Here is a 12,477-nt window from a genome sequence, read left to right as displayed (position 1 = left end):
TTACCTATTGTAAATTCAAACCCAGATAGGCCAAAAAAACTCATAAATGAAAATATTATTTTTCTGCGATGAATACCCACCCGCTAAAACGGGTGGTATAGGTAGCGCTACAAAAATTGTGGCAGAAGAGCTGGTAAAAAGAGGGCATGAGATTTTTGTGGTGGGTAATTATGATTATTCCTGTAACCTACCCTATTTTAGTATTATCAATGATGTTAAAATATTTAGATTAAAGTGTTTTTCTTATTCTAAATTTGTCCCCAACAAACTCTTGAAATATATTAATTATCTCCTAACTCGAACAGGTATTTTTTCGTACCTGTCCGAATTAAATATCAAAAAAACCGAAGATTTCATCTTAGAGTTGATTAAGATTGAAAAAATCGACTTAATAGAATTGGTTGATTTCACAAAACTGATAAAAAATTTAAAAAAGGTTATTGAGTTTAAAAGATTTCCTATTCCCACCATATTAAGGGTTCATGGTTGCAAATCCTTTTTTGAATACTATCAAGATAAAATACAACCTATCACTTTAGCAAATGACACTGCTAATTTTAAACGTGCAGATGTATATTTAGCGGTAAGTCATTTTATATCTACATTCATTATAGAAACACTAAACATAAATAAGAAGAAGGTTAATATGATTTACAATCCTATTGATTCTTTTTTCCTAGAAAATAAATCTTTTAATAAAATCAATACTCAGAACATTTTATTTGTCGGTAAAATTATCGAAACGAAAGGTGCCTTTTCTTTAATAAAAGCTTTTAATATTATTGCAACAATATATCCAGACATAAAATTAATTATGATTGGAGGTGGTGAGTTGGATAAAGGAATGTCCTTGGTCAATGAAAAATATGTGAATAGAGTGGAGTTCAGGGGCTATGTACAAAGGGAACAAATTAGAAAGGAAATCGATCAATGCAAATTTGCGGTTGTTCCTTCTTACTTTGAATCGATGGGTATGGTGGCTATAGAAATTATGGCCAGGGGTAAGGCCTTAATATTTACCAATCGTTCAGCTGGTCCAGAAATGATTAAGCATAATTTTGATGGGCTATTAGTTGACCCTACAAACGTTGATGATATTGTTGATAAGATGAAAAAATTATTGATCAATGACCAATTGCGTATATCAATTGAAAGCAATGCAAGGAAAAAAATAAAAAATCATTTTTCACAAAAGATGATTGTCGACCAGTTGGAAACATTTTATAAAGCCACGATTCATAATATGAATAGAGGGATTAAATGATTTTAACAGCTAATGCGCACAGGCTATGACAGAATATATCAAAAATAAAATATTTCATTTACGAAAAAGACTTGGCACCTTAGGTTCAAGGCATTATATTCAATATTTAAAAGACAAGGGAGTTTCTATTGGTGATAATTTTATCATTAAAGGAGATATTAATTCCATTCTAATTGATGTAACAAGACCTTCTTTAGTTAAAATAGGTGACAATGTTGCTGTTAATCACAATTTTAAATTGCTTACCCATGATTTTGTTTCAAGAATTTTCATTAGAAAATTCAATGAGTTCATTCCTTCCTCGGGGCAAGTTGTTATTGGAAATAACGTAAGCTTTGGGATGGATTGTACGGTATTAAAAAATGTTACTATTGGTGATAATTGCTTTATCGGAATCGGATCGATAGTCTCCAAGGATATACCTTCAAACTCAATTGCTGCTGGTTCACCAGCCAAAGTAATATGTACTATTGATGAATATTTTGAAAAGCGCAAATTACTTCAAGTTGAAGAAGCTTTTGCCTATGCCCGTAGCATTAAGGAACGATTTGGAAGGAGACCGGTAATAGAAGACTTTTGGGAGGAATTCCCTTTGTTCGTTAATGGAAATGAGGTTTCCAAATTCCCTATGTTACCTATAGAATTTCAACTTGGTGATGCTTATGAGAATTGGGTACATGATCACAGGGCTCCATTTAATGGTTTTGATGATTTTTTAAATAAAGCTGGTTTATAGATAAAATAAGTATCATTCCGTTTTACATGAAATTTTAAATACAAAATTATTTCCCTTCTAAAAACCAATATTCTCAAATTATGGAAATGACAGCCATGGTTATTTCAAAGCTCAAAAAATCCATAAACATTTCAACACATAGAAAGTATGAGCCAATATATTACAACTAGAAAGCTGCCAAAAGTAAGCATTATTGTACCCATTTATAATGTGGAACCCTATCTGTCCCGCTGTATGGATTCTTTATTGGGGCAAACCTTGGAAGACATCGAAATCATAATGATCGATGATGAATCTCCGGATAATTGTCCTCGATTATGTGATGATTACGCGGCGCGGGATTCCCGAATTAAAGTCCTCCATAAAAAAAATGGCGGATTGGGTTATGCCCGGAATTCAGGGCTGGATATCGCTACCGGGCAATACGTTGCTTTTCTGGATTCCGATGATTTTGTTGATTTGGACATGTATGAGATACTCTATAAAACCGCCGTTAAACACGATTTGGATACCGTATATTCCGGATGCACCAGATTGGATGACAACCTCAAAACCACAGCTGTTTACAAAATCCCTGAACTCGAGTTGCTTTCCTCTCCCGATGAGATCCATAATGTGATACTAAACATGATTGCAACAGAACCTTCGAATCCAATAGAACGAAAATACGAGATGTCAACATGCTTTAGTATCTATTCTAGGGAATTGATTGAAAAATACCGAATCCGTTTCCTTTCTGAACGTAAATGTCTCTCCGAGGATATCATCTTTAATATGGATTATTTGTCAAAGGCCCAAAATTTGGCATTTGTTCCACAAGCCTTCTATTATTATTGTCATAACGGAAGTTCCCTTACAAGAACGTTTCGTGATGATTCCTTTGAGAGACAGAAAAAGCTTTATTATCTCATTGAAAATCGATTAAAAGCCATGCACGTTGTCCCCTCACTTTATAAAACCCGACTGGATAAATTCTTTATCGGATATATTAAGTTTAATTTAAATCGGATTGCAAAGGCAGATATTCCCTATTTTCGTAAAAGGCTATTAGTGCGTGAAATGTGCGATGATCCTATTTTGGATGCAATGGATAACTTTCCTATAAAGGAGATGCCTTTAAAACAACGAATAATCTTCTCTTTGATCAGAAACCAAAGTATAAATTCCCTATTATTGCTGTACCGATGGTTTCGAAGTTAATTAAGCTTATTTTACACCCATAAAAAGATGTTACAAAGCTTTGTCGTATATGGCGGCCTCTTTATCGCAATGTTTCTATTGAACCTCAAATACGTTGCCTTACCTAGGGACAAATACAAGGGTAAATTCCCTTTTTTGGAACCTGGATTACTACTTTCCCTTTTGCTTTTTGCCATAATAAGCGGATTACGATACCAAGTCGGGGTAGATTACATTACGTATCAATTTATATTTGGCCGAATTAAATCACAACCCTATAATTTACATTTTCCAGAGTATGAAACAGGATTTGTTTGGTTACTGAAATTATTTGCGAATGCCGATTTTCACTATACCTTAATGTTTGGCATTTTTGCCTTTATACAGATTTTCTTTATCTATTACGCTTTTCGAAAACAACGTTTTTTATATCCGATACTGGCCTTTGTCATTATGACCGTATTTTATTTTACAATGATGAACGCAATAAGGCAAAGTATTGCTTGGTGTATCCTATTTTCTGCTATTCCCTATGCCAATAAAAAGGATTTTCCTAAATACGCCCTATTGACCCTCATGGCTTATTTATTCCATAAATCGGCATTACTTTTCATCCCTATTTTTTTTATCGCCTATCCTGAAAAAGGCTTTCTTAGGAGTATTCCTCTACAATTAGGACTATTATTTAGTGCGATTCTTTTAGGGGAAACCTCTTTTATAGACATTTTTATAGATCAAATGCAGTATGTGGTGAATCTTATCGGATACGGGGAACGATATGGAAACCTTAGCGAAGTATTAAGCAATTTTCAAACCAATTATAGCAAAGGAGCCCGCTATTTTGGTCCTTTTGTTATCTATGTCACTGCTATCTTTTATAGCAAAGAAATGAAGGAATTTTTCACATCTAAATCGTTTGTTAAATTCTATAATTTGTTTTTTATCGGGGCCTTATTATTTTTTCTAACTTATCAAAGTATGCTTTTGCAACGCCCATCCCGCTATTTTATCGTAATGCAACTGCCTATTACAGCCTATTTGATTTATTATTTATGGAAAAGACCCAATAGAAGACCTATTGATCTTTTTGTACTTTGGGGAATAGTACTAATTCATATCCTAATATGGTACGCTTTCATTAAATCCAACTTTTACACCCAATACCTATTCTATTGGGAAAATTTACTTTTTATTAGACCGTCATTATGACACTTATTTAAAGTAATTTTTTGATCTTTAAATTATATTATTTTAACTTTTTACCAACTATATTTTGAAAATACTTTTAATCAATAATTACCACTATGCCCGAGGAGGTGCCGACACCGTATATTTAAACACCGGTAAATTGTTAAAGAATAACGGAAATGAAGTTATCTACTTTAGCACCACTGATGAACAAAACCAAAAAGAAGGCCAGAACATTTTTTTTATAGCTCCCTTTAATACCGGATTAACCCACTTACCGCGTTTCTTTTATTCTCAAAAGGCCTTTCTAAACCTCAAAAGTTTAATATCTAAAGAGAGACCAGACGTAGCCCATGTCCACATCTTTTATGGGCAATTGACAAATGCTGTAATAAAAGCCTTAAAGGATAATAATATTCCAATCGTAATGACAATACATGATTATCGCATACTTTGTCCAATCAATATAATGCTGAATAACAATGAAAAAATATGCGAGAAATGCGCAGGAGGCAAATATTATAATTCAGCCCTATATAAATGCAATAAAAGTAATTTCTTGTTTAGCACAGTTTCTGCAATGGAATCCTATTTTAGAGACATCTTTTTTGATTATAAAAAAAATATCGATCATTTTATAATGGTAAGTGAGTTTATTAAGAATAAGCATGTAGAATATTATCCTTCATTAAAAGAGAAGTCTTCTACACTTTACAATTTTAAAGATTTTGAGGATCGTAAACTCAACACTGAAAAAAATGGAAATCTATTATACTTTGGACGCCTATCCAAAGAAAAGGGCATTATGACTTTACTTAAGGCCCTTCGATTACTTCCGAACATAACACTAAAGATTGTAGGGACAGGTCCTATGGAAAATGAAATAAAAGATTTCCTTTCAAAGAATAAAATGCATAATATAAAATTGTTGGGATATTGTAAAGGTGATGTTTTATGGTCAAATATTGAAAAATCAAATTTTTCGGTAATTCCTTCGGAATGGTACGAAAACAATCCCATGACCGTGATAGAAAGTCTACAATTAGGGACTCCCGTTATAGGGGCGAAAATCGGTGGTATTCCAGAAATAGTACGTTCTGAACATGGCTTTATTTTTAATTCTGGGTCTGTTGAAGACCTAAAAAACACCATTGAACGAGCTTTTGCTTTAAACATCGAAGATTATAAGCAAATGCAATTAAACGGAATTAACTTTGCCCAAACAAAATTTGCAGCAAAAAGCCATTATAGCACATTAATGGGTATTTATAAGAAAACCATTAATAGTTATAATAAAAATTAATTAAAATCCTTATCTCTAATAATTGTTAAATAGCTTATGGGTTGGATTTAAATAAAATGGATTAATGTACTTCCTAAAATGTAATTAAGGATTAATATCGATTTAAAATGAATAAACGTTTAAATATTTTTAAAATGTACAATATTTAGATATAATAAAAGTTTTAATTCCATACTAAATTAAGCTATTTCCATAGCTATTCATAAACAGTGTCACAAAAAACCTATCAAACTATCTATCCTACTAATTGTCTTTTTAAGGGCACATTAATGTTTATCAACAACATTAAGAAAATGTTTACAATAAAATTAATTATGTTTCATAAAAAACACTAATAAAAAATCCCATTAATTATGAAAAAAAAGATTTACATTGCCGGATCTGGCGGAATGCTAGGAGAAGCTTTTTACACCCAATTTAAAGATGACTATATCATCAAATGTTCTGATATTGATGTTAATGAACCTTGGCTATCCTTTTTAGACTTTAGGGATTTTGAGGCCTATAAAAAGGAACTGGAAGAATTTAAACCGGATTACCTGTTCCATCTAGGAGCTTATACCGATTTGGAATATTGCGAGGAACATGTAGACGATACATATGCCACGAACACTATGGCGGTTGAAAATGCCGTGTATTTGGCCAATGCCATGGATATACCCTTGCTCTATATCAGTACAGCTGGTATCTTTGATGGCAAACAAGATCTTTATGACGATTGGGATCTCCCGAATCCGTTAGGAGTCTATGCCCGATCCAAATACATGGGCGAGCGTTTTGTTTGTGAAAATGCCAATCGCTTCGTTATTTGCCGAGCTGGTTGGATGATGGGATCCGGTCCTAAAAAAGACAAAAAATTCATTCAAAAATTGATGAAACAACTCAAAGACGGTAACAAAGAGCTGTTCATCGTAAACGATAAGGATGGTACCCCTACCTACACTCAGGATTTTGCAAAGACCGTTAAAAACTTGATTGAGAAGGAGTATTGGGGCTTGTACAATTGTGTCTGTGGTGGCGAAACCAGTAGGTTGGAAGTTGCCGAAGAATTGGTCAACCTGCTTGGACTCAAAGATGAGATTAAAATAACCTCGGTAAGTTCCGATCACTTTAAAGATGTGTACTATGCCGAACGCCCACCTTCTGAACGATTGGTTACCAAGAAATTAAACCTTAGGGGAGTCAATGAAATGCGGGATTGGCGTATCGCCCTAAAAGAATATATAGAAGGCTATTACCAAGATTATATATAGGAATGACTAAAAAGAAAAAGGTAGCAATTATAGGGTCAGTGGGTTTACCTGCCAATTATGGAGGGTTTGAAACCATGGTCTATTATTTAACTAAGGAAAAAAACTCAGAATTTGACATTACAGTATTCTGTGAAGGTGTTCCAAAAGAAAAACGCCTTCCCGAATATCATGGGTGTACCTTAAAATACCTACCTTTTAAAGCCAATGGTGGTCAGAGTATCCTATATGATATCACCGCCATGGGTCTTAGTTGGTTTACTTTTGATATCCTCTTGATTTTAGGGACCCCAGGATGCATCATTTTACCTTTTTTCAAGCTTTTTAAAAAACCCAACATCGTGGTTAATTTTGGAGGTTTGGAATGGAAGCGGGATAAATGGGGGGCTTTCGGGAAATGGTATCTCAAACTAACCGAGAAACTGGCCATAAAACATTCCTCGGTAATTGTCGCCGATAATCAACATTTTTGTGACTATATCGAAGAGGAATATCAAAAGAAGAGTGCACTTATTGAATACGGAGGTGACCATACCGCCAAAAAACCATTGGACCCCAAACTATTGGAAAAATACCCTTATTTAAAGGGTGCATATGATGTTAGTGTTTCCAGGGCCCAAGTCGATAATAATTTGCATATGGTCTTAGAAGCCTATACCCAACTTCCTGATCGCAATTTAGTTTTGGTTTCGAATTATGACAAGTTCGAATATGGGCGGGAATTAAAAGTAAAGTATGCCGGTTACCCAAATATCTATATGCAAGATGCGGTGTATGACCTGTATGAATTGGATGTGATTCGGAGTAATGCATCGCTTTATATTCACAGTCATACGTTCTGTGGCACGGCACCTTCTTTGGTAGAGGCTATGAGCCTTAATTTACCCATTATCGCATTTAGCGTACCTACCAATCATTTTACAACGGAAGAAAAAGCCTTATACTTTTCCAACTCCAATGAACTGGTTAATAGCCTAAAAAATCTTTCCCCAATCAAATTGAAGGACAATGCTCTAAATATGTCAGAAATTGCGGAACGGAGATATACCTGGACGGGTATATCAAACAAGTATGCCAAGGTTTTTAACCAGTAGATTTTAATCATCAAACTATTTTAAATTTTATAGGACTATCCCATAGAGTGCATGAATAGAAAATAGTGGGCCATTGCCCCGTTATTTTTTTAGTTTAATTTTATTATACATCAATAAATAAGAGACACTATTCAGTAATAACCTTCTAAAGTAGTTCAAGACCGGGGATGAACTCAACGATTTTTTGAAGGAACTCCAAAAACAGAATATTTAGAAAAAAGTACTAAGGATGTAAGCTTCCCCTAATTAGAACTGCTTAGTTTTCTAAAACTTCATTAAAGTTATTGTTTTTAATTCTTTTGGGGCTAGCCCCAAAAGAATTAAGTTCCGCGTATTTTACGGGCGGTATTTTACCCAAGGCATCGTGGGGCCTATGATGGTTATAATCGTTCATCCAGATCTGTGTCTGTTCCCTTACCTGGTCTAGGTTTTCAAAGATATATTTGTTCAGCACCCCACATCTATAGCTTCCGTTGAACCTTTCCACATAAGCATTTTGGGTCGGCTTGCCCGGTTGGATATATTTGAACTCTATCCCGTGCATCTGGCTCCAATCGTTCGTTATATGGGCTATGAACTCCGGGCCGTTGTCCATGCGGATCCTCTTTGGCTTTCCTTTTTTATTGATAAGGTGGTTCAGTACCCAGACAACGCGATTGCTGGTCAAGGAAAAGTCGACTTCTATATGAAGTGCTTCTCGATTAAAATCATCGATGACGTTGAACGACCTGAAGCGTCTCTTGTTTTCCAGGACATCGGTCACAAAGTCCATACTCCAAGTGTGGTTAAGTCCATCAGGTACCTCTAAGGGCTCTTTCACCCTTGCGGGTAAACGTTTCTTCACCTTTCTTCTCAATGGCAGCCCAAGGGCCTTATAGATACGATGGACCCGTTTATGGCCATGGCTTCCCTTCATTGCGCAAACGATCGTAAGCCTTCCAAAAACCTTCCTCCGAATGTTCTTCGGTCTTTTGCCGCAAAGCATCCTCTATTTCGGTGTCGTCTTTCGGCAAAGGTTTATAATAATAGACGCTCCTGCTCATATTTAGGACACGGCACGCCCTGCTGATACCGTAATGAACAAGTTCTTTGGCAATAATGCGCTTACGGCAAGGCTTCATAGCTTTTTTTCGATGATCACCTTAGCCATTTGATGGTCCAAAGCCAAGTTGGCGTGCATCTGCTTGAGCTTGCGGTTCTCTTCTTCCAGTTCCTTTATGCGCCTGAGCTCCTTGCCGCTCATTCCGGCGTACTTCGAACGCCACTTGTAAAAAGCGGCCGAACTCACACCATTTTAACGGGTTATATCCGCAACGGTCTTGCCATTATCGAACTCTTTTAAAATCTTCGCGTTCTGCGTGGATGAAAATCTACTCTTCCTCATAATACTGTTTAAAATTAAGATTATTATTCTACTTTTAAACAGTTCGGTTTTAAGGGAGGAAGCTTACATACCTGTTAATAATCCAACAACAATTTTTAAATCCCTTTTCAGTATATCAAAAACAATAACCAAATAACTTCAAAACCCCAGCAGAGCGATATAATTTCAAAAAATCAGTTAATTCAAAAACATTTCAGTAAAATTCCTTGTAATGTTACGTGTATTCATTTTTAAAATCTTTTGGCAGAACTATTATTACTAGTGGTAACATCGCCTGTAGCAATAATTGCACTCCAACCATAATGCGTAATATCATTATTAGAAACATTACAATTAACTGCTTCACTTAGATGAATTCCATGTCCACCATTGTTAACACCTTCTGCTATTTCAACATGCGAAGTACTTTGACCTGATGTAACATCCTCAAAACCACCCCAACCAGTATCGATTTCATTACTAGAAATATCACAATTAGTACATCCGGCAATACGAATACCTGAACCTTGCCATTGGGAATAAATTTTATTGTTCTTTATTACTAAATTAATTCTATTTCCACCTACACCAACAATACCACCTTGAACTTTCCAAAGAGTATTGTTTTCTATCAAAATATTTTCATGTACTGCACTTGAATCTAAAGAATCAAAACCAGATCCTATAATTATTCCTGGAGAGTGATTTTTATTTTTTAAAGTGCAACCACGAATTATAATATTGTATGTGCTTCCCCTATATAAAGCAATTGGTTCAGACCAAGCATGACCATCAACATAATGGTTTTCGATTAGTCCGTTTCGCATATAACTATCAGGATTTCCCACGGTTAATATGGAACAATCTGTATTAATACTCCTACTATTGGTGATTTCAAATCCATCTACATTTTTAGTCCATATATTTCCTGACCAACTATTACGTCCGGTCATATTATCTATCTTCCAATTATTAGAATTTTGGATTAGAAAGTTACCCGTCCCTTCCTGTGCATAACCTGCAACTAAATCACTACCCCCTAAATAAGAATTACCACCATTTCCATCTATGGTCATATCCCTAAATTCCCAATTATCGGCTTTGGAAGCCTGCAAAATTTGCCCACTTTTAATCTCAGGTTGTGGGTAAATACTGATTATAGACGAACTAATACTATCATTCCCTATCAATTCCCCTTTTATTATAATATTTGATTTAACAAAAAGCCTAGTATCACTTGATGGAATCTCTGACAACATATAAGTTCCAGAAGGAAAATACAATACCTTTTTGTTAGAAGGTGTGCTCGCTGCAGAAGCTTCATCTATCGCCTTTTGGATGGCCGTCCTATCATCCGAAACCCCATCCCCCTTTGCGCCAAAATCTTTCACATTAAAATCAAATTGTAAACTGGTTTTTGATTCTTCCGATACCGTAACCGTAACATTCCCCGTTTCCGTACTTACCGTGGCATCTTCATTGGCCACTTCTACAGTATAGGTAAAGGAATCCTCTACTCCCTCGGTAAGATCGGCATCGGGAGTATAGGTAATGGTATCGTCTTCATTAACCACTACAGTACCATTGGCCGGTTCTGTAGCATCAATTATTTCAACATTCTCTTGGTTTTCAAGATTATCATTGGATAATACATCAAGGACCAAACTACTTTGACGAGATACGGTAAACGAATCATCTACTAAATAAGAATTCAAGAGGGTTTCCTCTGTTTCTGAAATCACATAATCCGTTAGAAGATCCGAATCCTTGGAACAGGAACTGTTTAAAATTAAAACAAAACAAAGCAAGAGTAGGGTACGTGGGGATAAAAAATTTAAAGTCATGGGGATTTAATGATTAAGTATTATATTAAGTACTATTTGGGTTTATAAAAATATTTAAATTTTACTTACTAACGACGAAATACATCTTATTTTCGATGAACTGCATCTTTTAACAATAATACTTATACGGCTGCATTCCTTAGTTTAGATCTTTACAAATTTTTTATTCGATGAACGGCAGCTTTTTTTAACATTATGGTTAAAAATCAAGTGATTTTATAAAACATTTCCCACTATTAATTAAATGGCATATAATGGTTGTTACCTTTTTAAATAAAAAAAACTTACTTCATTTAACGATGAAATACTAGCTTAAATAACGAATTAAGAACAATATTGGTAATACGTTCGTCGTTTCGTATAATATTCACCCACTATGAATAAGATCAAAAATTATCGGTGCACACTTTTTATCCTTATTAGTATAGGTCTACTTTGTTCGTATCTGCTATGGAAATCTTGCAAGCCTGTTTTGAAAGTATCGGAAAGCGCCAGTACCAAGGAATGGGTAAGCCTCTTCAATGGTAAGGATTTCAATAATTGGGATTTATTGCTTCGAGATGGCCTACCTGAAGAAATTTCCAAGGTTTTTACCATAGACAAGGATAGCTCCATTCATTTTTATCGGGACATACCTGATGGCCAAGGTGCCGAGACCCGAAAAAATGCCACCCATGGCTTAATGGTTACTAAACGCAATTACAGTAAGTACCACTTAAAATTTGAATACAAATGGGGGAAAAAACTGGTCAATGATTTTATTGAAAACCAATATGACGCGGGGGTATACTTTCATATTACGCAATTGCGGTTCTTCCCTAGCGGAATACAGTATCAAATTAGATACGACCACTTGAAAAATATCAATTATTCCGGAGAATTAAGGTCGCATATAAAAGCACAATGGTACTCAACGGATGGTAATTTTTTTGCCTTACCACACCTTGGGGGGATACTAAGACCTATTTCCAGTGATGGATGGGGCGTAGGTGGCGTTAATCAAAAAGCAAATGCCCACGGTCTTGATAATGAATGGAACCAATGTGAAATTATTGTCATGGGCAATGAGTATGTTATCTTTAAACTCAATGGCCAAGTAGTAAACATGTTGGTCAATTTAAATATAAACGAAGGTCCTATTGCCCTTGAAGCAGAAACAGGTGAGATTTTTTGGCAGAATATTGAAATCAAAGAATTTGAACACTCAGTGCCCATGGTTGAATTTCTTTTAGAATAACCGTATATTCCATTCATAA

Annotated in this window: 9 protein-coding genes and 1 pseudogene; 8 read left to right on the top strand and 2 right to left on the bottom strand. The window is 35.1% G+C overall.

Annotated features, from left to right (window positions below; translation table 11 throughout):
* Positions 1–46: 46 nt before the first annotated feature.
* The 7 genes from R3X28_RS14585 (at position 47) to R3X28_RS14555 (ending at position 8,014) form a co-directional block, all read left to right on the top strand.
* Positions 47–1,264 carry a glycosyltransferase family 4 protein gene (locus tag R3X28_RS14585; RefSeq protein ID WP_317665227.1) on the top strand — a complete coding sequence of 406 codons (1,218 nt, stop codon included), beginning with the start codon at positions 47–49 and terminating at the stop codon, positions 1,262–1,264.
* A 25-nt stretch (positions 1,265–1,289) separates the two neighbouring features.
* Entirely contained in the window at positions 1,290–2,000 is a 711-nt protein-coding gene (locus tag R3X28_RS14580) for an acyltransferase (RefSeq protein ID WP_317665225.1), read from the top strand.
* A gap of 147 nt (positions 2,001–2,147) precedes the next feature.
* On the top strand, positions 2,148–3,200 hold the full coding sequence (locus tag R3X28_RS14575; protein ID WP_317665223.1) for a glycosyltransferase: 1,053 nt from the start codon (positions 2,148–2,150) through the stop codon (positions 3,198–3,200).
* A gap of 27 nt (positions 3,201–3,227) precedes the next feature.
* Entirely contained in the window at positions 3,228–4,388 is a 1,161-nt protein-coding gene (locus tag R3X28_RS14570) for an EpsG family protein (protein WP_317665221.1), read from the top strand.
* Between the two features lie 64 nt (positions 4,389–4,452).
* Positions 4,453–5,670, top strand: a complete 1,218-nt coding sequence (locus tag R3X28_RS14565; RefSeq protein WP_317665219.1) for a glycosyltransferase — start codon at positions 4,453–4,455, stop codon at positions 5,668–5,670.
* A gap of 353 nt (positions 5,671–6,023) precedes the next feature.
* A complete protein-coding gene (locus R3X28_RS14560) occupies positions 6,024–6,923 on the top strand; it encodes an NAD(P)-dependent oxidoreductase (RefSeq protein WP_317665217.1) in 900 nt (299 codons plus the stop codon).
* 2 nt (positions 6,924–6,925) lie between these two features.
* A complete protein-coding gene (locus R3X28_RS14555) occupies positions 6,926–8,014 on the top strand; it encodes a DUF1972 domain-containing protein (protein WP_317665215.1) in 1,089 nt (362 codons plus the stop codon).
* Positions 8,015–8,270: 256 nt separating this feature from the next.
* Here R3X28_RS14555 and R3X28_RS14550 read toward each other — a convergent pair.
* Both R3X28_RS14550 and R3X28_RS14545 read right to left on the bottom strand, forming a co-directional pair.
* A pseudogene (locus tag R3X28_RS14550) lies at positions 8,271–9,398 on the bottom strand (IS3 family transposase).
* Between the two features lie 230 nt (positions 9,399–9,628).
* Entirely contained in the window at positions 9,629–11,221 is a 1,593-nt protein-coding gene (locus tag R3X28_RS14545) for a glycosyl hydrolase family 28-related protein (protein WP_317665213.1), read from the bottom strand.
* A gap of 376 nt (positions 11,222–11,597) precedes the next feature.
* Between R3X28_RS14545 and R3X28_RS14540 the strand changes: the two genes are divergently transcribed.
* Entirely contained in the window at positions 11,598–12,458 is an 861-nt protein-coding gene (locus R3X28_RS14540) for a DUF1080 domain-containing protein (protein ID WP_317665211.1), read from the top strand.
* The last annotated feature ends 19 nt before the right edge of the window (positions 12,459–12,477 follow it).

It is taken from the genome of Maribacter sp. TH_r10 (genome assembly GCF_033101095.1).
Taxonomy (GTDB): domain Bacteria; phylum Bacteroidota; class Bacteroidia; order Flavobacteriales; family Flavobacteriaceae; genus Maribacter_A; species Maribacter_A luteus.
The sequence above is the reverse complement of the archived record's forward strand: the minus strand, read 5'-3'. Positions and strand labels throughout refer to the sequence as shown.

What these genes read in the sequence shown, in the direction of transcription:
- R3X28_RS14555 (WP_317665215.1), top strand. Translation starts at nt 6,926, where the DNA reads ATGACTAAAAAGAAAAAGGTAGCAATTATAGGGTCAGTGGGTTTACCT.
- R3X28_RS14580 (WP_317665225.1), top strand. Translation starts at nt 1,290, where the DNA reads ATGACAGAATATATCAAAAATAAAATATTTCATTTACGAAAAAGACTT.
- R3X28_RS14560 (WP_317665217.1), top strand. Translation starts at nt 6,024, where the DNA reads ATGAAAAAAAAGATTTACATTGCCGGATCTGGCGGAATGCTAGGAGAA.
- R3X28_RS14545 (WP_317665213.1), bottom strand. Translation starts at nt 11,221, where the DNA reads ATGACTTTAAATTTTTTATCCCCACGTACCCTACTCTTGCTTTGTTTT.
- R3X28_RS14585 (WP_317665227.1), top strand. Translation starts at nt 47, where the DNA reads ATGAAAATATTATTTTTCTGCGATGAATACCCACCCGCTAAAACGGGT.
- R3X28_RS14540 (WP_317665211.1), top strand. Translation starts at nt 11,598, where the DNA reads ATGAATAAGATCAAAAATTATCGGTGCACACTTTTTATCCTTATTAGT.
- R3X28_RS14570 (WP_317665221.1), top strand. Translation starts at nt 3,228, where the DNA reads ATGTTACAAAGCTTTGTCGTATATGGCGGCCTCTTTATCGCAATGTTT.
- R3X28_RS14575 (WP_317665223.1), top strand. Translation starts at nt 2,148, where the DNA reads ATGAGCCAATATATTACAACTAGAAAGCTGCCAAAAGTAAGCATTATT.